General features: G+C 60.2%; 22 protein-coding genes. 7 read left to right on the forward strand and 15 right to left on the reverse strand.

What is annotated here, in order from left to right; translation table 11 throughout:
• Window positions 1–139 precede the first annotated feature (139 nt).
• The 3 genes from ACQZ5F_RS08590 to ACQZ5F_RS08600 all read right to left on the reverse strand — a co-directional run bounded on the left by ACQZ5F_RS08590 (window position 140) and on the right by ACQZ5F_RS08600 (window position 2,213).
• On the reverse strand, window positions 140–748 hold the full coding sequence (locus tag ACQZ5F_RS08590; protein WP_225340046.1) for a class I SAM-dependent DNA methyltransferase: 609 nt from the start codon (window positions 746–748) through the stop codon (window positions 140–142).
• Between the two features lie 48 nt (window positions 749–796).
• Complete coding sequence (blaOXA, locus tag ACQZ5F_RS08595) at window positions 797–1,621, reverse strand: class D beta-lactamase (protein WP_046798641.1); 825 nt, start codon at window positions 1,619–1,621, stop codon at window positions 797–799.
• A 112-nt stretch (window positions 1,622–1,733) separates the two neighbouring features.
• On the reverse strand, window positions 1,734–2,213 hold the full coding sequence (locus ACQZ5F_RS08600) for a YcgN family cysteine cluster protein (RefSeq protein ID WP_046798640.1): 480 nt from the start codon (window positions 2,211–2,213) through the stop codon (window positions 1,734–1,736).
• A 266-nt stretch (window positions 2,214–2,479) separates the two neighbouring features.
• On the opposite strand from ACQZ5F_RS08600, the gene ACQZ5F_RS08605 reads away from it, so the two are divergent.
• Window positions 2,480–4,672 carry a transglycosylase domain-containing protein gene (locus ACQZ5F_RS08605; protein WP_046798639.1) on the forward strand — a complete coding sequence of 731 codons (2,193 nt, stop codon included), beginning with the start codon at window positions 2,480–2,482 and terminating at the stop codon, window positions 4,670–4,672.
• 255 nt (window positions 4,673–4,927) lie between these two features.
• On the opposite strand, the gene ACQZ5F_RS08610 is transcribed toward ACQZ5F_RS08605, so the two are convergent.
• Window positions 4,928–5,827 carry a LysR family transcriptional regulator ArgP gene (locus ACQZ5F_RS08610; protein ID WP_225340045.1) on the reverse strand — a complete coding sequence of 300 codons (900 nt, stop codon included), beginning with the start codon at window positions 5,825–5,827 and terminating at the stop codon, window positions 4,928–4,930.
• Between the two features lie 370 nt (window positions 5,828–6,197).
• Here ACQZ5F_RS08610 and ACQZ5F_RS08615 point away from each other — a divergent pair, with 370 nt between their 5' ends.
• The 3 genes from ACQZ5F_RS08615 to ACQZ5F_RS08625 all read left to right on the forward strand — a co-directional run bounded on the left by ACQZ5F_RS08615 (window position 6,198) and on the right by ACQZ5F_RS08625 (window position 8,046).
• Complete coding sequence (locus tag ACQZ5F_RS08615; RefSeq protein ID WP_052817581.1) at window positions 6,198–6,806, forward strand: LysE/ArgO family amino acid transporter; 609 nt, start codon at window positions 6,198–6,200, stop codon at window positions 6,804–6,806.
• A 111-nt stretch (window positions 6,807–6,917) separates the two neighbouring features.
• The gene (locus ACQZ5F_RS08620) at window positions 6,918–7,505 is read left to right on the forward strand and encodes a DUF1214 domain-containing protein (RefSeq protein ID WP_046798636.1); all 588 of its coding nucleotides are present in this window, start codon (window positions 6,918–6,920) and stop codon (window positions 7,503–7,505) included.
• Window positions 7,498–8,046: a DUF1254 domain-containing protein gene (locus tag ACQZ5F_RS08625; RefSeq protein ID WP_046798635.1), complete on the forward strand. Its 549-nt coding sequence runs from the start codon at window positions 7,498–7,500 to the stop codon at window positions 8,044–8,046. Before ACQZ5F_RS08620 ends, ACQZ5F_RS08625 begins: the two co-directional genes overlap by 8 nt.
• Window positions 8,047–8,066: 20 nt before the next feature.
• Here ACQZ5F_RS08625 and ACQZ5F_RS08630 read toward each other — a convergent pair whose 3' ends face one another.
• Entirely contained in the window at window positions 8,067–8,255 is a 189-nt protein-coding gene (locus ACQZ5F_RS08630; RefSeq protein ID WP_046798634.1) for a hypothetical protein, read from the reverse strand.
• Window positions 8,256–8,809: 554 nt separating this feature from the next.
• Between ACQZ5F_RS08630 and ACQZ5F_RS08635 the strand changes: the two genes are divergently transcribed.
• On the forward strand, window positions 8,810–9,754 hold the full coding sequence (locus ACQZ5F_RS08635) for a DUF2336 domain-containing protein (RefSeq protein ID WP_448730577.1): 945 nt from the start codon (window positions 8,810–8,812) through the stop codon (window positions 9,752–9,754).
• A 22-nt stretch (window positions 9,755–9,776) separates the two neighbouring features.
• Here the strand turns inward: ACQZ5F_RS08635 and ACQZ5F_RS08640 are convergent, their stop codons facing one another.
• From ACQZ5F_RS08640 to ACQZ5F_RS08650, 3 genes are all read right to left on the reverse strand, one after another.
• Window positions 9,777–10,130, reverse strand: a complete 354-nt coding sequence (locus ACQZ5F_RS08640; RefSeq protein WP_046798632.1) for a DUF1491 family protein — start codon at window positions 10,128–10,130, stop codon at window positions 9,777–9,779.
• 283 nt (window positions 10,131–10,413) lie between these two features.
• Complete coding sequence (locus tag ACQZ5F_RS08645) at window positions 10,414–11,328, reverse strand: peptidoglycan-binding domain-containing protein (protein WP_046798942.1); 915 nt, start codon at window positions 11,326–11,328, stop codon at window positions 10,414–10,416.
• Entirely contained in the window at window positions 11,300–12,829 is a 1,530-nt protein-coding gene (locus ACQZ5F_RS08650; protein ID WP_225340044.1) for a sensor histidine kinase, read from the reverse strand. The genes ACQZ5F_RS08645 and ACQZ5F_RS08650 overlap by 29 nt, the downstream gene beginning before the upstream one ends.
• A gap of 485 nt (window positions 12,830–13,314) precedes the next feature.
• On the opposite strand from ACQZ5F_RS08650, the gene ACQZ5F_RS08655 reads away from it, so the two are divergent.
• Together ACQZ5F_RS08655 and ACQZ5F_RS08660 are read left to right on the forward strand one after the other, a co-directional pair.
• The gene (locus tag ACQZ5F_RS08655) at window positions 13,315–13,740 is read left to right on the forward strand and encodes a DUF5330 domain-containing protein (protein ID WP_046798630.1); all 426 of its coding nucleotides are present in this window, start codon (window positions 13,315–13,317) and stop codon (window positions 13,738–13,740) included.
• Between the two features lie 194 nt (window positions 13,741–13,934).
• The gene (locus tag ACQZ5F_RS08660) at window positions 13,935–14,351 is read left to right on the forward strand and encodes a SufE family protein (RefSeq protein ID WP_225340043.1); all 417 of its coding nucleotides are present in this window, start codon (window positions 13,935–13,937) and stop codon (window positions 14,349–14,351) included.
• 18 nt (window positions 14,352–14,369) lie between these two features.
• Here ACQZ5F_RS08660 and ACQZ5F_RS08665 read toward each other — a convergent pair whose 3' ends face one another.
• The 7 genes from ACQZ5F_RS08665 to ACQZ5F_RS08695 form a co-directional block, all read right to left on the reverse strand.
• Window positions 14,370–15,203, reverse strand: coding sequence for a DUF6456 domain-containing protein (locus ACQZ5F_RS08665; RefSeq protein ID WP_225340042.1), 834 nt, complete (start codon window positions 15,201–15,203; stop codon window positions 14,370–14,372).
• A complete protein-coding gene (locus tag ACQZ5F_RS08670) occupies window positions 15,196–15,618 on the reverse strand; it encodes a helix-turn-helix domain-containing protein (RefSeq protein ID WP_046798627.1) in 423 nt (140 codons plus the stop codon). The genes ACQZ5F_RS08665 and ACQZ5F_RS08670 overlap by 8 nt, the downstream gene beginning before the upstream one ends.
• A 397-nt stretch (window positions 15,619–16,015) precedes the next feature.
• A complete protein-coding gene (gene ros, locus ACQZ5F_RS08675; protein WP_003497181.1) occupies window positions 16,016–16,444 on the reverse strand; it encodes a MucR family transcriptional regulator Ros in 429 nt (142 codons plus the stop codon).
• 433 nt (window positions 16,445–16,877) lie between these two features.
• Window positions 16,878–17,210, reverse strand: a complete 333-nt coding sequence (gene mnhG, locus ACQZ5F_RS08680) for a monovalent cation/H(+) antiporter subunit G (protein WP_046798626.1) — start codon at window positions 17,208–17,210, stop codon at window positions 16,878–16,880.
• Window positions 17,207–17,593 (reverse strand): cation:proton antiporter, encoded by a 387-nt coding sequence (locus tag ACQZ5F_RS08685; protein WP_046798625.1) that lies wholly within the window; start codon window positions 17,591–17,593, stop codon window positions 17,207–17,209. Before ACQZ5F_RS08685 ends, mnhG begins: the two co-directional genes overlap by 4 nt.
• The gene (locus ACQZ5F_RS08690) at window positions 17,590–18,069 is read right to left on the reverse strand and encodes a Na+/H+ antiporter subunit E (protein ID WP_046798624.1); all 480 of its coding nucleotides are present in this window, start codon (window positions 18,067–18,069) and stop codon (window positions 17,590–17,592) included. Before ACQZ5F_RS08690 ends, ACQZ5F_RS08685 begins: the two co-directional genes overlap by 4 nt.
• Entirely contained in the window at window positions 18,066–19,640 is a 1,575-nt protein-coding gene (locus tag ACQZ5F_RS08695; RefSeq protein ID WP_046798623.1) for a Na+/H+ antiporter subunit D, read from the reverse strand. Before ACQZ5F_RS08695 ends, ACQZ5F_RS08690 begins: the two co-directional genes overlap by 4 nt.
• Window positions 19,641–19,651: the final 11 nt, after the last annotated feature.

The raw sequence follows: 19,651 nt of genomic DNA on the forward strand, positions 1-19,651 counted from the left end.
TGTAGGGCTTCCCATGATGGGAAGGTCAAGGTATGGGCAAGCTTTTTGTCGAACACACAATCGTGAGCACGGGCACCGGCCATAAAAGCAGGAATTTCCGCCGTTTACCTTTGCTGTCGGGTCACCGCGGGCTCGCCTTTCAGGCAGCGACGCGTCTGGCGAGATAGACCGTCGCCCCACCGCATTGCGGATCATTGACGATGTGATCGAGAAGGCGGAACCCATGTGCGGCGAGCAGGCTTTCATAATCGTCGCGCGCAAGGCTGGCGTGATAAAGCGGCTTGCCCTGAAACGTGCCGATCGCTTCGCCATGTCCCGGCCCGGCCGTGAACATCAGGGCCGCACCGTCATTGGCGTGCCGGCGGAAAATACCGAACATCAGGCGCTGATCTTCAGGCTTCAGGTGGAAAAAACTGTGCCAGGCGATCAAACCGTCAAAACGGCGACCGAGAGCCAACTCACGCATATCTGCGACCACCCACAGATTTTCCGGAAACCGGTTGCGGCAAAATTCGATCAGCGGCAGCGACGCGTCGATGCCCGTGACGTCATAGCCATTGGCGATGAAATAGCTGGCAATCGGTTCGCCAGAACCGCAGCCGATATCGAGAATGGAACCGCCGCCGGGCAAAAGCGAGGTGAACCTGTCCAGCCAGGGTTTTTCGGCAAGGGACCGGCCGCGCTCCTTGTCGAAATCAGCGCCGTGTTCGGTATAGAGCCCGATGACATCACGGGAGGCGTTCGACATTTCCTGATGTCCTTTCCCGGGTTCAGCGTAACGCGGCGACGCCGTTCTTTACCGATGTACCGCCAGCCGCGGAATATCGCGCAGGAAGGCGTCGCGTACGGCGGGGCCGAGCGGCTCATTGGATGGTTTGTCGGAGACGCGCAGCCTTGCGAAGACGATGTGCTGGCCTTCCCGCTCCGCCCAGCCGACGAACCAGCCGAAGGGGCGGTTGCGATCTGGGTTGCCCTTTTCATCACGCATGTAGCCGGTGCCGGTCTTGCCATGCACGGCCCAGCTTTCGGGCGCATCAAAGACGGGCACGATCGCCCGGGTCTTTGCCTGCGCGTCACGGGAAAAAGGCAGGTTACCGGCCAGCAGACGGCGGATGAAGCCGACCTGTTCCACCGGTGAGATGGTCAGCGACGAACCGAGCCAGGAATGGGTGAGGCCGTTATTCTTGCCCGGTTCGCCGGAAACATCGGCATTGCCGTAACCGAGACGCTTTACATAAGCGGCGAATTTTTCCGGGCCGAGACGGCGGGTGACTTCGCGCGAGTACCACAGCACCGAATCCTGCTCCCATATGGTGGGATCGACCGTCTTGCGGTCCGAAGCGCGGGCCTCCGTGCCCGGTTTCCAGTCCCAGGCGGGCGACTTCTCATCCTGAAGGATGCCGGCATCGTAGCCGATCAGCGCCAGCGGCACCTTGAAGGTGGAGGCCGGGGCGACGCGCTGGTCGCAGGCGCCCTGCTGGTTGATGACGGCCCCCGTCTCGATGGAGGTGACCAGTGTGCATTCAAACGCCTGCGGCTGTTGCTGGGCAGAAGCGGAAAGCGGCAGGAAGCCCGGAAGGGCAAGGCACGAAAGAACGATGGCGGGCAGCCGGTAGCGCATGCGTTTTGATGTCCCTCGTCCGCATTTTGCGGATCATTTGCCTGAATGGTGAGAGCGGTCTAGGTGACTGATGGGGCAGGAATAGGACCAAAACGAAAATTGACGTCTTCCGTCAAGTCCGTTCCTTTTCGCCTGCCCTCTCACCCACTGTCAGGGGCCAATCGACCACATAATCCTCAAAGTCGTCAACATCCACATCCGCCTCGCTGATGGTTCTGCCGCGTGCCGAAATGCCGGCCTGATGCACCGTGTCCGTGTCGCCGGAGACGAGATAGTGCCACCAGTACAAATCCTTGCCGTCGCGCACCAACGCATAGGCGCAGGTGGGCGGCAGCCAGCCGATCTCATGCACCTTCTTCAGGTCAAGCTGGATACAGTCCGGCACGGTGGCGCGGCGGTTTTCATAGTCGGAGCATCGACAGCTTTCACCGTCCAGCAGCACGCAGCGGACCGAGGTGAACACCACTTCGCCGGTGTCCCAGTCTTCCAGCTTGTTGAGACAGCACAGGCCGCAGCCGTCGCACAGGCTTTCCCATTCCTCGCCGGTCATCTCGGTGAGCGATTTGGTTTTCCAGAACGGCGCGTCATTCATCGTTAACATTTCCGTTTCATTTTGATCTCTTGGACGGGAGTGTTTAACCGGTCCCTAATCCTTTATATCGTATCGCCAAGGGCTGGTTTGTACGATATTTTAGCATATTGGCGGCGGTTGAAGGGTCATTGGCCTGCAAGAAGTCACCACGTCAAGCAATTCCGACATAACCATGCCACGCTTTTGCGTCGGGAATGGGTTGAAGCAGGAATTTCGGGCAGGCATATCGACGGGCCGCGTTGCGTTGAACAGGAAAACATCGCCAGGTGCAGGAAGAAAAAGACGATAAAAACGGCCGCAAAAAGCGGCATATCCTGCTCCGGATCGATAGCTTCATCGACTCCGGCCTGTGGACGGCTGCGGCACGGCTGGTGGATTTCTGGGAAGACGTCACCATCGCCTCACGCAAATTGCATGTGCGCGGCTGGAAGAAACTTGTCGTCAACCTGACCTGTGATGCGCTGACCTTCGGAACGGCAGGTGCAGTCGTGCTTCTGGCGCTGGCCATGCCCGCTTTCGAAGAGACCAAGAAGGACTGGCGTTATCGCGGCGATTTCGCCGTCACCTTCCTCGACCGTTACGGCAACACCATCGGCCATCGCGGCATCATCCATGAAGACAGCGTGCCGATCGACCAGATGCCGGATCATTTCATCAAGGCGGTTCTGGCGACCGAAGACCGGCGTTTCTTCGACCATTTCGGCATCGATTTCATCGGCCTTGCCCGCGCCATGAGCGAAAATGCCCGCGCCGGCGGCGTGGTGCAGGGCGGCTCGACGCTGACGCAGCAGCTCGCCAAGAACCTGTTTCTCACCAATGAGCGCTCGCTGGAGCGCAAGATCAAGGAAGCCTTCCTCGCGCTCTGGCTTGAGAGCAACATGTCGAAGAAGGAAATCCTCAGCCTTTATCTCGACCGCGCCTATATGGGCGGCGGCACCTTCGGTGCTGCTGCGGCGGCGCAGTTTTATTTCGGCAAGAACCTGACCGACGTGACGCTTTCGGAATCCGCCATTCTGGCCGGCCTGTTCAAGGCGCCGGCCAAATATGCGCCGCATGTCAACCTGCCGGCGGCCCGCGCCCGCGCCAACACGGTGCTTTCCAACCTGGTGCAGAGCGGGTTGATGACCGAGGGCCAGGTGATCGGCGCGCGGCGCAACCCGGCCACCGTCATCGACCGCGCCGATGTGAAGGCGCCGGATTATTTCCTCGACTGGGCCTTCGACGAGGTGCAGCGGCTGGCTGCCGAAGGCAAGTTCAAGGACCATACCGTCGTCGTGCGCACCACCATCGATACCGGCCTGCAACAGGCGGCCGAACAGGCGATGGAAATGGAGCTGCGCGAATATGGCGAGGGTTACCGCGTCAAGCAGGGCGCGATGGTGATGATTGAGAACGGCGGCGGCGTGCGCGCCATGGTCGGCGGCCGCGACTATGGCGAAAGCCAGTTCAACCGCGCCACCGCGGCGCTACGCCAGCCGGGCTCCTCCTTCAAGGTCTATACCTACTCGGCCGCCATGGAAAAGGGCATGAAGCCGGAAACGCTGATTTCCGATGCGCCGGTGACCTGGCGCGGCTGGTCGCCGCAGAATTACGGCCGGTCTTATGCCGGCAAGGTGACGCTGCAGATGGCGCTCGCCAAATCCTACAATACCGTGCCTGTGCGGCTCGCCAAGGATGTGCTCGGCACGCAGGTGATCGTCGATACCGCCAAGGCCATGGGCGTGGCCACGCCGCTGCGCAGCGACAAGACCATCCCGCTCGGCACTTCGGAAGTCACCGTTCTTGACCAGGCCACGGCCTATGCCGTGTTCCCGGCCGATGGCATGCAGTCACGCCGCCACGGCATCGAGCAGGTGATGGATTATGAAGGCAACGTTCTCTACGATTTCAGCCATGACGAGCCGCCCGCCAAGCGGGTGCTTTCCGAAGACGCCAATTCCAAGATGAACCAGATGCTGGTGACCATTCCGGTCATGGGCACGGCCCGGCGCGGCGCACTGGATAACGGCATCGTCTCCGGCGGCAAGACCGGCACTTCGCAGGCCTATCGCGACGCCTGGTATGTGGGCTTTACCGGCAACTACACCACAGCCGTCTGGTTCGGCAATGACGAGTTCACGCCGATGAACAACATGACCGGCGGCGCGCTTCCGGCCATGACCTACAAGCGGCTGATGGACTATGCCCATCAGGGCATGGAACTGCGCCCCATTCCCGGCATCCAGAACCCGCTGCCGACAGGCGCGCGCCCGCAACCCTCGGCAGAAGTCGCATCCGCATCCGCCAGCACGCCCGCCATGCCGGCACTCACGCGCCCGCGTTCGCTCTCGGCAGAGGCGACACGCGTCATCCGCTCCATCGCCAAGAAGATGAAGGACGCTTCGGCTTTGAGCGTAACGACGCAGAAGGTGGCGGATGCGTCCTTGCGCGAGGGCGCGGAGGATGCGGCGCGGCGGTGAGGTTGCATCGCGTGGAAGACGTTGCCTTCCGAACCTGTGGTTCACCCCCCTCTGCCCTGCCGGGCATCTCCCCCTCAAGGGGGGAGATCGGCAGGAGGCACTACCTCCACTTCATTCTCAAGCCTAGAGATGGGCGAGACCTTGCCGCAGATCGATCTCCCCCCTTGAGGGGGAGATGCCCGGCAGGGCAGAGGGGGGTGAGCCACTCGCTCAACCGCTACCGTCTCCCTAAACCGCAACCCGGTGTGAAATGCATCACCGCAACAACACCGCCCTCGCCGTCTCCACCACATGCAATGTCAGCGCGCCGAGTCGGTCGGCAGCCAAACGATTGACCTGCCAGTAGAGCGGAATATCCAGCGGCGTGCCGGGAACGACTTCCACCAGCCTCCCCGCCTTGAGGTGCTCCCCCACAAGCTGCACCGGATTGAGACCCCAGCCCATGCCGGCAAGGCTTGCCTTCACGAAACCATCGGTCGAGGGCAGCCAGTGGGTGGGATAGGAGATGTCTTCTCCCAGCGCCTGCCTGATCCAGCTCGCCTGCAACCTGTCCTTCTGGTTGAAGGTCAGCCCAGGCGCGCGGGCAAGGGCGGCCGAGGTGACGCCATCGGCGAAATGGCGGGCCATGAAATCCGGGCTGGCGGTAGCGTGATATCTGAGCACACCGAGTGGTGTGACGCGGCAGCCCTGCACGGGCTTGGCATGGGCGGTGACGGCGGCAAGCACCCTGCCCCCACGCAACCATTCCACCGTGTGATCCTGATCGTCCACCGCGATATTGACGAGATAATCGCTGCCGCCGGTGAATTTCGAAACGGCCTCCAGAAACCAGGTACCGAGGCTATCGGCATTGGTGGCGATGTTGAGTGTCACGCGCTCCCGCACCGATCCCGCTTCCGCCAGTGCCGGCAGCTGGCGGAACAATTCGCTTTCCAGCATACCGACATGATCCATATGCCGGCAGAGCCATTCGCCCTTTTCCGTCGCCACGCAAGGGTTGCCGCGCACGATCAGCACCACGCCCAGCCGCTCCTCCAGCTGTTTGATACGTTGCGAGACGGCCGAAGGCGTAACGCACAGCACCTGCGCCGCCTTTTCGAAACTGCCGGTCTGGGCCACGAGCGCCACGGCCCGCATTGAGGGGTAATCGAGCACTACGGCACCTCATGCAGGGTTTGGAGGTGGCGTGGGGGCCTTGGAAGCCATAGGCGACGGCCTCTCCTCCCCTCATTCCTGTGCTTGTCACAGGAATCCAGTCGACGCGCGTCTGCGCGGCGGAAGAGTCTTTTCAGCCCAAGGGCTTGGGCTGGCTGGATTCCTGTGACAAGCACAGGAATGAGGGTAGAGAGATGGCAACGTTGTGGAAAATCGAGAGGTTGAAGAGAGAAGTGCGACATTAGACCAGCTTATCTGGATTGAGTTTATTTAATTGGATTAAACTATCTGGCGGAAATATCCAAGCACTCGGTCGGGAAGCAACGCCTTCGGCCATTACACATGGAAAGAGGCAGGGGCCGCGACACGCATGGACATTCAAATCTTCTTCACTGGCCTAACGATGGGCCTCAGCCTCATCGTTGCCATCGGCGCGCAGAATGCTTTCGTTCTGAAGCAGGGGCTGGCGCGCTCGCATGTGTTTGCGGTCTGCGCCACCTGCGCCATTGCCGATGCGCTGCTGATCACCGTCGGCGTCTTCGGGTTTCAGCGGATAAGCGCCGTCATGCCGGCGCTCGATCCCATCATGCGTTATGCCGGGGCTGCCTTCCTCATCTGGTATGGCGCCAAAAGCCTGCATTCGGCGCTGCGTTCATCCGAAGCGCTGTCGGTGGCCGAGCGGCAGGAGGCGAGCCTGTGGCAGACGCTGGCCATTTGCCTGGCGCTCACCTTCCTCAATCCGCATGTCTATCTCGATACAGTCGTGCTGCTCGGCACCATCTCGACGCAATTTCCCGGCTTTGAAAAGACCTTTGCGGCGGGTGCGGCCACCGGCTCGGTGCTGTTCTTCTTTTCGCTGGGTTATGGCGCCCGCTGGCTGCGGCCGATCTTCGAGAAACCCTCCGCCTGGCGCATTCTCGAAGGCGTCATTGCGGTTACCATGTGGGCCATCGCCTTCAAGCTGGTCATGGGTGCGTGAGAACCGGAATTCGCCATCCCGCTCATTTTCACAAAGACTAAACAAAGGGCACCATTTTCCAAACGGGGAATCAGTGATAGTCCTCGACCTGTTCAAAAACGGGAAAACAGCGTGTTCCGAGTTCCATTCCTTGTCGGCATTGCCCTTCTGATCGCCTTTGGCGGCGGTATTGCCGTAACACTCGCGGCGCTTGAGGCGACATCCGGTTTCGGATCGATCCGCATCGGTTCCTGGGATGCGTTTCCCGAAGCGCAGACGATCGAGGCCGACCCTTACGCCAAATCGCACCGCGCCGATGCCGGCAGGCTGCTTTACGGCACGACCGAGGGGCTGGCCTTTACCGCCTCCGTCGACAGCGATGGCCAGCGACTCAGCGGCGAATGCCGTTACCGGCTGGCCGGCGCGGTGCCGCCTTCACGGTTCTGGACGCTTTATACCGCCGATCAGCAAGGCAATGTGCTGGCCGAAGATGCCGGGCGGCCCTTCGCTCTGAATTCCCGCACACTCCTGCGCAGCGCCGATGGCGGCATCGACGTCACCATCGCCCCCGACGCCCAGACCTATAACTGGCTGGCGGTGCCGCAGGGCCAGACATTCAAGCTGGTCATGACGCTGCTCGACACGCCGGTTGCCGGCAGTTCCGGCCTGATCGACATCGCCATGCCGCAGATCCGCAAGCTGGGGTGTGGCAATGCTTAGGGTTCTGCTCGCCATCCTCACCGGCCTTGTCGCCGCCGCCGTGCTGCACGTCATCATTCTTCTGGCGATACCGCATTTCAGCAATCGCGATGCCTATACTCGCGCGGTCGCGGAAGGAAAGCCGCATCTGTTTCATCTGCTCGAAGAGACGACGGAGAAAAAGACGTTTGCCAGCGGCGATCCCTTCATGCGGGTCGCGGTCTGCACGTTCAATATTGAGGAAAAGCCCGTCCGGCTCACCGCCGTTGGCGTTGTGCCCTTCTGGTCGGTCGCGGTTTACGACAAGGCCTCGAACGAGGTGTTCAGCATGAATGACCGCACATCTGCCGGCGGGGTGATGGATATTCTGGTCGCCGATGCGGTGCAGATCGCCGCCATCCGCAAGGCGCAGCCGCCATCGCTGTCACAGGCCATTCTGGCGGAATCGGATCAGACGGAAGGATATGTGGTGTTGCGGACCCTGGTGCCGCAGCCAAGTTTCGGAGAAGAGGCAGAACGTTTCCTGAACGAAGCGAAATGCCAGCCGACGCCGTGGAAATAACGCCGGTCTTTGAGATATAATCAGGATTTCAGGGCAGTTTCCGGTACGGATTTGCCCTTGCGCACGACCTTGCCAGCGGGCTCGGTTTCGCGCTTTTCATAACGCACGCCGGTAAACAGCACCACCTTCGCGGGGCCGATTACCCTGGCCGCAATGCCGGCGGGACGCAGGCTTCGTCGGGCGTCACCAATTGGAATAATCTCTGCCATGCTTCTCTCCTCTTCGGGAGTCAATGTTGCCCATGGGAACCGCGCAAGCCTCGTCTTGCGTCGGGAATTTCATCACCATCACATTGCGCATAATCCAGCCCACAGGCTGGTTTTCGCATGTCCCTAAAACCGCAGAAGGCTTTAGCGCGGGACTATGCGGACATTCAGGCATTTCGCCGCCATTTTGGCTTTTATTCCGAACGTCAGAATAACATGGAATCCTAATACTGCCCATGAAATTACAAACAGACAGAGGTTAATGATCCGTTAACCCTAATCGCTGGACGGCAATTTATCGCCGACAGGGCTGCACCCGTTGAAAACAAAGGCGATGCGGCAAAGTTCCATGACATTTTTTCCGTCATGAAGGTTTTAAAATTTCCTTGTTGATAGAGGCAGAATATCTCTTGCCACCCCCCATAGTTAACAGGACGTCAACGGATTTGCTCTAATTTGAGCCGATATTGTGTTTGCGTTTGTTGGGTAGTGCGTTGACCGACCGGTTTCGAGAACTTGAGAGGCCAAGAGCCGTGAGGAAGAAAGATGTGGTGCTTATGGCCACGGTGACGAATTTCGAGAATGTTTCCCATCCGTCAAAAACGGACCTTCGGCAGTTTGCCGAACTTTTCATGCCGCTTTTCAACGCCTCCACCGAAGAAGCCAAGCGGGAAGCGATTGCCGCCCTGTCGCAGCATCCGAGCGTGCCTTCGGCCGTCGCCTTCTTCATCGCCTGCCAGCCGATTTCGCTTGCGGCCCCCTTCCTTATCGCGTCGAAGTGCCTCACTGACGAAACGCTGATCACCATTGCCCGCACGCAGGGTGCCGCGCATGCCCGCGCCATCGTGCGCCGCGAAGACCTCTCCCCCACCGTCATCGATGCTCTGGTTGGCCTGCGGCATGCCGAAGATCTGAAGCGGCCGGATGAGCCGACGACTGCCGCCGAACCGCAGAAGGTGGCAGAAGCCGTCGAGCCGCAGGTGGTGGACGTGGCCATTCCTGAGACGACGACGAAAATTGATGAAGTATCCGCACTTGAAGAAGAAATGCGTCAGCGGATCAAGCAGATGGCGCATCATCTCAACCGCCCCGAAGGTGACGTGCTTGGTCTGCGCCGCCTGAGCGAGGTGCAGGAAGCGCTGCTCGTACGTTTCGCCCGTGAGCGTAACGCCCGGCAGTTTGCGGTGGCGCTGGCGGATTCGCTGTCATCCAGCTACTGGCTGTCGGAACGTATCATGCTCGATATTTCCGGCGCGCAGCTTGCGACCACGCTCACCGGGCTTGGCATGGAGTTTTCCGAAGCCGCTTTCGTCTTGCAGTGCTTCTATCCGCACCTTGCCGCCGCAGAAGGTGACATGAGCCGCGCCGAAGCGCTGCTCGACCGCCTCGACATCGTCGAGTCCGAAGAGCGGGTGGAAAGCTGGCGCAGGGCGGACAGCTATACCCATGGCCGCGAGCGGCCGAGCCGTATTACCGTCGTTCCCCGCAAAACCGGGACGTGAGCGGTAAACGGCCTTTGGCCGTCTAAGCCTGCGGCTGGTCCACCAGCGTCAGCAGAGTGCCGATCTCATCCGTCTCGATCTCCACGATCCACAGATCGCTGTCGAAGCGCCGTTCCTTTTCCAGCAGGGCGGCACTTTCCTCACCCTCCGCACCGGCAAGACGCGTTTCGAAACGGCGCTCAGCGCGGATTTCCTCGTCATCGGCGAAACTCTGCGGCGCCGGTCCATAGAGGTTTTCACGGCCATCGCGCAGGCGCTGGCGGATGAAGATCGCACCCGCCTCCTCCGCACCCTTCTTTTCGACCGCGGCAAATCCACCGGCGGCGAAAACGCGGCGGATGAGGGCTGAGACGAAGATTTCGGATTTGAGGCGCATTGGCAGTGCTTTCGAAGGAAACAGTGAGACGTGCTCTCGATGTTGGATCTGGCAAAGGCGCGTGGGGCTTTACCCCCCTCTGCCCTGCCGGGCATCTCCCCCTCAAGGGGGGAGATCGGCAGGAGGCGCTACCGTCACTTCATTCTCAAGCTCCGAGATGAGCGAGACCTTGCCGCAGATCGATCTCCCCCCTTGAGGGGGAGATGTCCGGCAGGACAGAGGGGGGTAAAGCCCCACGCACCTCCGGCCCGCAGTCAACGGACAACCTCTTGAAGCTTAAACCTCAAATCGCGCCGATCGACTTCAGTTTCTTCAGCACCACTTCGCTCGGTTCACCGGTTTCCGGCAGGCGATAGTGTTTTTCGAAAGCACGGATGGCGTTGCGGGTCTGCTGGCCGGCCACACCGTCCACCTTCACGTCGGCATAGGCGATGTTGATCAGCCCCTGCTGGATCTTGGCGATCAGTGCGCTGCTTGCGGGTTTTGCGCCAGCAGTCGCGCTGTTGAGGGAGGCTGGTTCGGCCTTTACCTGCGGCTTCTCCGCCTTGCGGATGGCGGCGGCGACCGGGTCGATTTCCACTCCGCCGCCGGTGTTGGCGTCGGATGGCCGGTCCTTTGGAATTGCAGCAACGGTGGCGCCGTCGATCCGGAGGGCTGCGAGCACCCGGGTCGTCGGTTCGCCGGTCTGTTCCATGCCGAGCGTTTCTTCGAAGAACATGATGGCGGCGGCGGTCTTCGGCCCCATGCGGCCATCCGCGTCGCCTTCGTAAAGCCCGCGTTTCTTCAGTTCACCCTGAATATCGGCAACGATCTGCTGCGGCTTCTGGCTTTCGGCTGGCGGCAGCGCCGCAGTCTCGGCGGCGGGTGGCTGCGTCGCTTCCGTCTCTGCCGGCCGCTCTATGCGAAAGGTGGTGACGTTGCCGTGGGTGCCGAGCGGCTCTGCCGGGCGATAACCGGCGATCCCGTTCGGGTTTTCCGCATCGCGCGTGCGCAGGAAGGGAGACGGGTGAATGCCCGGCTGATACCAGAGCGCGTTGGCCGCGACAAAGCCGAAGACGACCGCGAAGGCACCGCAGCCGCCAACCAGTTTCGGATGGCGCAGGACTTCGCGCCCGATGGCCGCAACCACCAAGGAAACAAACCCGGCGCCAATCTGGGCCGTTGTTTTCTTAGGCGATTTTCGCTTTCGCGGGGCCATCGTCACCATCCTTCTTCATAATCGCAGCCATTTCGCCGAGTTGCCGGATGCGCGGCGGAAATTCCACCATGCGTTCAGTTTCGGCGTCTTCGCCACCCGCCATGCCGGAACCATCGGCAGGCAACATGATCGTTACGACCGTCCCCTCGCCGGGCTGGCTGGCGATGACGAAGGTGCCGCCATGCAGTGCCACCAGCCCCTTGACCAGGGACAGCCCAAGACCCGTGCCCTCATAGCGACGGGTATATTCGTTCTGAACCTGCATGAAGGGCTGGCCCAGCAGGTCAATCTTGTCGGAAGCGATGCCGATGCCGGTATCGCTGACCGTGAGTTTCAGCATCTTGCCTTCACGCGCGGCGTCGATTGACACAACACCACCCGCATCGGTGAATTTTATGGCATTGCCGGCCAGATTGATGAGAACCTGGCGGATGGCGCGCTGGTCGGCCGAGATTTCGCCGATGCCACGCTGGATGCGGCTCGTCAAAGTCAGGCCCTTTTCCTTCGCCTGCAGGCCAAGCATCGCCTCGCAGGACGAGATGGTTTCGGCAATCGGGAAACTTTCCATCAGCAGCTCGTAGCGGCCGGCTTCCAGCTTGCTCATATCAAGCATGGTATTGACGACCGACAGGAGATGCGCGCCGGACTGGCGGATCAAGCCGACATATTCGCGCTGACGATCATTTTCCAGCCGGCCGAAATATTCACCGGCCAGAATATCGGAAAAACCGAGGACGGCGTTGAGCGGCGTGCGCAACTCGTGGCTGACGGCGGCAAGGAAACGCGACTTGGCGTCATTGGCCGATTCCGCCTCTGCCGCCTTGCGGGCGACATCGCGGCGCAGCAGTTCGATCTCGGTGACATCGGAAAGCTGGGCGACGACGCGGCGAAGCCGGCCGGCCGTGCTGCGGATCGCCGTCATCTCGATACGGGCATGCATGAACTGCGCCGGGCGCGATTTCGCGCCGGTCTCAAACCGAAGCTCGGCGCTGGCCTTGTCCTCGCCCTGCCGCAAGAGGTCGAAGGCCTGCATCAGCTCGATACGGTCTGAAACATAAACATATTCGGCAAAGACGTGGTCTTTGCAGGCCTGAAGCTCGGCCGGAAATTTCTCACGGTCACGACCGGAGACGCGTTCGACAAGGCCGTTTTCATTGATGGTGAGCACGAGGCCCGGCACCTGCGACGCTGCAACAAGGTCGTCATCAGCCGCAGGGGCGGAGGAGGATGCCGAACCATGCAGCGGCCGGGAAAAAGCAATCGACACGGCGGCAGCGGACAGGAACAGCGCCAGCACCAGGGCTGCGCCGATGGGCAGCGCGATGGCGGGGCTGAAGACGAGGCTGAAGAGGGCGGGCACAACCAGAAGGCCGACGGCGCCGAAGGCAATCAGCCGACGCAGGCGCGCAATGGTTCCGGCGCGCCTTTCAGCGTCCTCTTCCATGCGCGCAAGCCATCTGCCCGCGGCATGGTCGACCAGTGCGACCGCTTTTTCTCTCATATTACGCAATACCAAACCTAAATCCCTGAGGCGGATCTTATGGTCCCGACAATAGAAGGCGGCGGCTTAAGGAATGGATAAAAAGAATGGCCTCAAACGGCCTTCAAATGCACCGCAGTCCCAATACGGGGCATTTATTCGAAGCTTTGCCAATCATGGTTAATGACGGGTAAGCGACGGATTTCGCTTCATTTTTGCCATCGTGTTAACCTTTGTGGCAAAGCGTGCCGCCGCTTTGCCCCGGAACGCGCGGCCTCTGTCGCAATTATGCTTAACATGGACTGTTAAAATGCGAATGAATTGAGGGCAGACGTCCCGATGCGAGGAGAATAGATACAATTTGAATTAAATTGCGCCGCTTTTTGCAATTGGCTGTTCGCCGGTCGCCTGTAGCTTCTCCTCAAGCCCGAAAAACGGGACAAAGGCCAATGACCCGAAACCGGGCGGGGCTTCAAAACAAAGATCATCTGGCAGGGTGTCTGACAATGTGGTTTCTGATCAAAGGAACATTCTGGTTTTCGCTGGTGCTGGTGGCGCTGTCCTATTTCGGTAGCTACAACGACCCCACCAAGGAACCTTCGGCATTCGATCTTCCCAGCGCCGTTTCGGCCGCCGGTGAGGCCTATCGTTATGTCAGCGCCATCTGCATTGAAAAGCCTGATGTCTGCGTCAAAGGCGCCGAAACCTTCCACGCGCTCGGTGAGCGGGCAAAGGAAGGCGCCAAGGTCGCTTATGAACTGCTCGACGCGCAGCTTGCCGCCGGTGACAAGACCGCTCCCGCCGCCGAAGTGGCTGTCGAAACCGAGAAACTGGCCGAAGCGCCTGCTATCAGCGTCGAATTTCCCGGGAATACCGACATGCTGAAGACCGGCACGGTCATTCCCCTGCCGCAGAAGCGCCCTGCCCCCTGATTATTTCCCGGTCGCGCACCGCCGCGCCGCCCCTTCTCTGCAGCCGGATATGCCCGTCTGCGTGACTGCCTGCCAAACTTGCCCACGGAAACCTGTTTTCCGTGGGCTTTTTCATGGCCTGCACGGTTCAAAAGCGGTCGCACTTGCCCTATATCGTAGCAAAGACATGCAATAATGGACGATACGGCGCGCAAATGGCCTCTCTCGAAACGATCCTTGATGACTTCGCCTTCCTCGACGACTGGGAGGATCGCTATCGCTATGTCATCGAACTCGGCAAGGCGCTGCCCGATCTGCCGGAGGACAAACGCACGCCTGAGAACAAGGTGCAGGGTTGCGCCAGTCAGGTCTGGCTCGTCAGCTATAGCGACGGTGCGGAAGACCCTCTCATGACCTTCGAGGGCGATTCCGATGCGCATATCGTGCGCGGCCTCGTTGCCATCGTCCTTGCCGTCTATTCCGGTAAAAACGCCTCCGAAATCGCCGGCCTCGATGCCATCGAGGTGTTCGACAAGATCGGGCTGGTGGAGCATCTGTCGTCGCAGCGCGCCAATGGTCTGCGCTCCATGGTCAAGCGCATTCGTGAAGAAGCAAGGCTGCTCGCCGCCTGACCATTACCCGCCTGAGCACTACCGTGTCAGCGTCATTGCCGCCATCGGCGGGCGATAATCCTCTTCGCCCCAATGGTGGCTTGTCCGGCTGGCGCGGCTGGGCGGCGGTGCGTAGTGTCTCGCGAGCGACAGAAGTGCCGCCCTGAGGAGAAGTTTTGCGGAGCGCGCCGGCCATTGCCGCTCCCGCTCCACCACCTCCAGCCCCTTTTCAAAACAGCAGACATCGATGGCGACGCCCGAAAGCTCTGGCCCCATGGCATCGGCGGCGCGGGCAAACCGGACCCGTGCGGCCATCGCCGCCTCGGTGAGATCAAGTGTGCCGCCCGCCTCCCCCTTTGTTCGGTTCGCTATTCGCGGCTCCCAAGTTGCCGTCACCTTCGGGCTGAGATGGCCGCGATGGAAATCAGCCGAGAGGCGTTCGCCCGCCTGCAAGGCTTCCGTTGGGAAAAAAGCCGTGCCATCCCGCTCCTTCAGGCGGGAGAAGGCCATGAGGGGCGACGTGTTGAGGTTCTGCCGGGCCGGTTGTCTGTCGCCATCGACATCAACGACAACGCTCTGCAAATCCCGATGCTGCTCCTGAAATATTTCGTCCCGGTCCTTCGCCATCGCGCGCTTGAGATAAGAGGCGAGCGGCGGCGCGGCAGACACCCTGTCTTCCCGCCTCTCGACCAGCCCGGAGGAGAGCGCAAGCTGCATCAGGGCCGCCGGCAACCGCAGTGCCGAACGCCCCTCCCGCCTTCGGTGCAGGAGGATATCGCTCCCGTCTTCGCGGATTTCAGCCGGGCCGGCTGCGATGCAACGCAGAAGCCGCAGCAGGGCCGGATCGACCGGAGTACCTGTTGCCTCACTCATCCCGCACTCCTTTCATCACATTGAAAATGCTGCCGGCCAACCGTTCCAGCGCAGCGACGAATTCGTCAAAGGCCGGCTCGTCACGGCGGTCCTCGATAACCTGGCAGGCATGGCCGACCGTGGTTCTGTCCCGGCCGAAACAGGGGCCGATATCCGACATGGGAATGCCAAGCTGCACATGGCACACATACATGGCGATCTGGCGGACATGGCATTCGCTGCGCCGCCTGTCGCGGCGTGCGCCCAGCCGCTCACCGGTCAACTGCACCATTTCAGTGGTCAGCTGCCGGATCAGCCGGCAGATGCGGGCAACCTCATCCCGCCCGGCGGCAGGCGGAAAACGGCGAAAATGACGATCAGCGACCGGCACACATGGCCGCGCTGGAACAGGCAGGGGCAATATATCCGACGGCATATGCAACTCCTCTACGAATAGGAATTAATTCATACACCTGAGAACGACTGTGGGGAAGCGTGAATTTGCCGGGAGAGAATATGCGCTTGATATGGTTTTACTTTTGCAGAAATGCCGCGCGCGATAAAGGATTTTTTTCCTCACACAAGATTCGACGCGGCAATAAAAAAGCCGGTCAACGGACCGGCTGGACATTCATGTGGCGGGAAAGACAGCTTCAAAGGAAACATGTGAAACGGGCGGGCTCCGCTTGCCGCCTTCTTCCCGCCGGGGAGAAGGTGCGGCAGCGGGTAGGTTGAGGGGAGCCACCTCGGCGATATGCGGAGAGCTTGCCCCCCTCTCATCTGACCCTTCTGGCCATCTTCTCCCCGGCGGGGAGAAGAACAGGCAGATCCGACTAGCGGCTGGCCTTGCGGCGCTGACCGAGACCCATTTCCTTGGCGAGCCGCGAGCGGGCTTCGGCATAAGCGGGTGCAACCATCGGGTAGTCGACCGGCAGATCCCATTTTTCGCGGTATTCTTCCGGCGTCATGCTGTGGTGTGTCGTGAGATGGCGCTTCAGCGACTTGAACGAGCCGCCGCATTCCAAACAGACGATATGATCGTCCTGAACAGACTTGCGAACCGAGACAGCAGGCTTCTGCTTTTCGACATTGACCGCCACCGATGCCGGTGCCGAGGTGCCGCTGAGTGCCGTGTGAACATCCGAAATAAGGCCGGGAAGGTCTGTTACCGGAACGACGTGGTTGCTAACATAGGCAGCCACAATATCCGCCGTCAGTTCGACCAGCAGATCCTGGGCGTTACCGTATGCAGTTTCCGTCATTTAAGTATCTCCTGTTTATTTATCCCCGGAAGCGGACGAACGCCGCTTCGAGCGATGTGAAGTTACCCGGTGCCCCACCTTCGCCCTGTTGAAACCAACGTGAAATCTACCCCTAGATTTCAAGCGAAAACCGGAAACGTATTGATCCGAGATTCAACTTATGGCCCGCGACATGGGCAGCAATGGTCTTATGGACCATAGATTAGACATTAATAAAATGTCTATGCCGACTATGAAGAGGCTAGATGCAAATCGCGATTAGCAACTTTACACTTAATTTGGATAACAGCAAAACAGCAAAAGTCAAATTGCTATTGTGAATTTTTCAGTTCAAAACAGTCTAATGGCAATACAAAAAATTACGGGTAATAAAATACTATGCCAAGTAGCAATTGAAAATGAACACCCCCTATTATTAGGGGGATTTTCAACTTCAAATTTTCTTGAGGTCATCAACTACCGATTTAACATGAAGCGGATAACCTGCCTTGTGAGCGGCCATAGCCAGAAGATGTGCAGAGACCGGTGCAGTCAGAATGAAGAAAAAGAAGCCGGCAAGCGCCCGTGCCAGCGTCGACAAGTCCATCGAATGAATGCCCACGGCCAGAAGCAGAAGCCCGGACCCCACCGTTCCCGCCTTGGAAGCCGCATGCATGCGGGTATAGACATCGGGCAGGCGATTGAGGCCGATTGCGGCGATCAGTGAAAAGGCGGCTCCCGAGACCGTCAGTGCCGCAACGAGGATAGCCACCAGCCAGCCGGTCATTTTCCGCCCTTTCGCTTTTTGCCAAGATTTTGATTTTGCGATTTTTTTTCAATGGATTCCGAGGCTCTTTCGCCATCCAGAACCGCCTTCGACTTCCGCCCGCCATCTGCGCCGCGCGCCAGTACAAAACGGGCAAAGGCCACCGTTGCCAGAAAACCGACAAGCCCGAGCGCAATCGCGATATCAACATAAAGGGTGAAGCCGGTGCGGATGGCGATGACCGCAATGAAGCCGATGGCGATGCCGACCAGCATGTCCAGCGCGACGATCCGGTCCGGCAGAGTCGGCCCGATGACAACACGATATACTGTCAGCAAAAAGGCTGCCGAGAGTACAACCGAGGCAAGTATAGTTGCAAATGAAACTATTTGTTCCGGCGTCATTTCTGAAACGCCTCCATGATCTTTTTTTCAAAGCCGTTGCGGATGTCGTTCCTTGCGGCTTCGATATCGCTGCAATCGATTGCGTGGACGTAGAGCGTTTTCCTGTCCTCGGATACATCGACCGACAGCGTGCCGGGGGTGAGCGTGATGAGATTGGCGAGCAGCGTGATCTGGAAGTCCGTCGTCACCGTCAGCGGATAGGCGAAGATACCGGGCTGCACGTCGAGTTTCGGCCGCGTCACCAGCACCGCCACTTTCCAGGCGGACAGCGCCAGTTCCTTGAAGAACAGCAGCACGAGCGACAGTATTCGCGTCAGCCGCAGCCAGTGATTGTTGCCCCTGGGTATCTGATGGCGGATAAGCCCGAGCGCCAGTGCCGAAACGATGACGCCGAAAACGATATTCGCCGGCGTGACGCTGCCGGTTATGGCAAGCCAGATGGCGAGGAACATCGACAGGACGATATAGAGGCTCATGGTTTGCCTCCCTCGGGAAAGACCGACTGGATATAGGCCTGGGGATCACCGAGCCCCGCAGCCGCCTGCTGGCTGAGACTGAGCAGGCTTTCCGGGAACAGGCCGAAAAATACCACCAGCAAGGTCAGTCCGAGCAGCGGCACGACGGAGGGCACCGCCAGAGAGGACTGTGCCTGCAGTGGCGGCTGGCCTGCCAACGTTGCCGGGCGCCAGAAACACAGCAGGAAAATCCGTCCGAAGGCGATGGTGGCGATGAAGCCGGAGACGAGAATGGCGGCGGCGAGCCACCAGGCGCCGATATCGATCGCCGATTTGACCAGCACCGCCTTCGGCCAGAAGCCGGAAAACGGCGGCAGGCCGGAGCCGGCGAAAAACAGCGCCAGCGCCAGCGCCGAAAACCATGGAGCCTGCCGGTAAAGACCGCTGAGCGCCGTCAGGCTGAAACCGCCACCGAGACGGGCGGCATGGCCAGCGGCAAGATAAAGCGCCGTCATCAGCACCATGGAATGCAGCGCGTAAAAGATCGCGCCTGACACGCCCGACGGCGTGCCGATGGCGATGCCGGCCATCATGTAACCGATGCCTGAAATGACGATGTAACCGAGCATCCGGCGGATATCGTTCTGGGCGAGTGCGCCCATCGCGCCCAGAACCATGGTCAGTGCTGCGGAAACGGCGATGACGATGCTGAGTTCCTCCCTCTCGACCGGAAACAGCATGACCATGACGCGCAGCAGCGAATAGATGCCGACCTTGGTGAGCAACCCGCCGAACAGCGCCGACACGACGATGCGTGGCGTGTGATAGGAAGCGGGCAGCCAGAAATTCACCGGAAAGGCGGCGGCCTTCATGGCAAAGGCGAGCGCGAAGAGGCTGGCGAGCGTCATCAGCGGCGCGGTTCCGCGCAACCCGTTCGCCTTCAGCGCGATATCGGCCATGTTGAGCGTGCCGAAGATGGCATAGAGATAACCGACCGTGATCAGGAACAGCGTGGTGCCGATGAGGTTCAGGATGGCATATTTCAGCGCCCCGTCGATCTGCTCGCGGGTCGAGCCGAGCACGATCAGGCCGAAGGACGAGATCAGCAGCACCTCGAACCAGACATAGAGGTTGAACAGATCACCCGTCAGGAAAGCGCCGGTGACACCGGCCATCAGCAGCATCAGGAACGGATAAAACCCGTATCGTCTGCCGCTTGAGTCGATATCGCTGCCGGCATGAATGGCACCGGCGAGCGCGACGATGGCAGCCGCGAGCGACAGCAGCGTGCCGGTGAGATCGGCGGTAAATGCGATCCCGAAAGGCGGCAGCCAGCGGCCCATGACCATGGTGAAAGGACCCTGCGTCGCGACCTTCCACAAAAGCGCTGCATCGAGAAGCACGAGCAGGAAGAGCGCGGCGACGGCAACGGCCGCGTGGTGGCGAATGGCGTGGCGCATCATCATCAGCACCGCGCCGGTGCCGATGCAGAGCGCGACCGGCAGGATGATCAGCCAGTCGGACAGCGGCACGGGTGCCATGACGAGTGCTGCGGAAAGATCGGTAACTGCGGAAGGGGTGGAGGAAGCCATGTCTGTCTCAG

This window comes from Agrobacterium sp. 22-210-1, from assembly GCF_053522525.1.